Origin of the sequence: Steroidobacter sp. (assembly GCF_016790065.1) — a bacterium.
In the GTDB taxonomy this organism is placed as follows: domain Bacteria; phylum Pseudomonadota; class Gammaproteobacteria; order Steroidobacterales; family Steroidobacteraceae; genus Steroidobacter.
Map to the genome: position 1 here is coordinate 1 of NZ_JAEUPY010000819.1, position 1,558 is coordinate 1,558.

At 60.8% G+C, this 1,558-nt stretch carries 1 protein-coding gene and 1 pseudogene; both read left to right on the forward strand.

All coding sequences use genetic code 11. From position 1 onward, the window contains the following. On the forward strand, positions 1-1,223 hold a 1,223-nt coding region (locus tag JNL55_RS33100), incomplete at its 5' end, for a glycerophosphodiester phosphodiesterase family protein (RefSeq protein WP_293864866.1). 109 nt (positions 1,224-1,332) lie between these two features. Then, positions 1,333-1,558, forward strand: a pseudogene (locus JNL55_RS33105) (hypothetical protein); the annotation flags it as partial.

Sequence of the window (1,558 nt, forward strand, 5' to 3'; positions counted from 1 at the left end):
TTTGCTCGTTTGCCGCGCTGGCCGGCGACTCTGGTCGTAGTGACGACAATGACCGTCATGATTCCAACGATCGGTCGCCGCGCCGCTCGGTGCAAGTCGGCGACCGGCCGTTCTATTTGATCGACGGCCTCGACGACAGCCGCCTCAAAGACAAACTGCAACGCTGCGAGAACGGCCCGTTCTACAAGACCGATTTCTCGATCGCTCACCGTGGCGGCCCGCTGCAGTTTCCCGAGCACACCAAAGAATCGTATGAAGCCGGCGCGCGTCAAGGCGCGGGCGTCGTGGAATGCGATGTGACTTTCACCAAGGACGGCGAGCTGGTGTGCCGTCACGCCGAGTGCGATCTACACACCACCACCAACATCGTCGACACACCGCTGAACGGTCAGTGCACGGTGCCGTGGTCGGGCCAGGGCTCGAGTCCCAAGTGCTGTACCAGCGATATCACCTTGGCGGAATTCAAGACGCTGAAAGGCAAAATGGATGCGTCCAACCCCAACGCGACCACCGCTAAAGGCTATCTCGGCGGCACCGCTTCGTGGCGCACGGATCTGTACACCGGGCGCGGCACGTTGCTGACTCTGCGCGAGAGCATCGAGCTGAACAAAAAGCTCGGCGTCAAACACACCCCGGAACTCAAGTCCGGCGATCCGCAGCGCCTGCTCACCGTGTTCGGCGGTCAGGAAAACTACGCGCAAAAGATGATCGATGAGTTCAAAGCGGCCGGCGTGCAGCCGCGCGATGTCTGGCCGCAGTCCTTCGACGTGCGTGACGTGCTGTACTGGATCAAGTACGAGCCGCGCTTCGGTCAGCAGGCTGTCTATCTGGACGATGTCGATCCTGCGTCCGGCTTCCCGCGGTTGACGCTGGATGAGCTGAAACAGCTCAAGAAACAAGGCGTGAGAATCATCGCTCCGCCCATCGGCGTGCTGCTGGCGGTGAACGATGCCAACCAGATCGTGCCGTCGCAATACGCGCTGGACATCAAGGGCCAGGGTTTCGACATCATCACCTGGTCGTTCGAACGCGCCGACCTGCGTAATGGCGGTGTCGGTGCCGGCTTCTACTACAGCTTCGACCCGACCGGCCGCGCGCTGAAAAAAGACAGCGACATGTACAAAGCACTGGATGTGCTGGCCAAGAAAGTCGGCGTGATCGGCATTTTCTCCGATTGGCCGGCAACCGTGACCTACTACGCGAGCTGCATGGGATTGAAATAGTTGCTGACAACGCGATTGGCATTTCATGCCACACTGGTTCGAGTTCGCGCCGCTTCCGGCGGCGCGAACTCCAGGTAACAATGTGGCTCTGGAATGTTGCGGTTCTCCCATGAAGCCAATCGCCGCTCTGCTGATCGCCCTGGCCCTGCCGTGCTCGGCCGCGCATGCCTGGTCGCGGCCCGGCCATATGGTGAGCGCCGCCATCGCTTACGATGAGCTGAGCGCACAGGATCGCAAGATCATCGACAAAATCGTCGCACTGGTAGAGAAACATCCAGACCGCGGCGCATTCGAAGTCGCCATCGGCCGGGCTTCCGGCGAAGAACGTGCGCGTC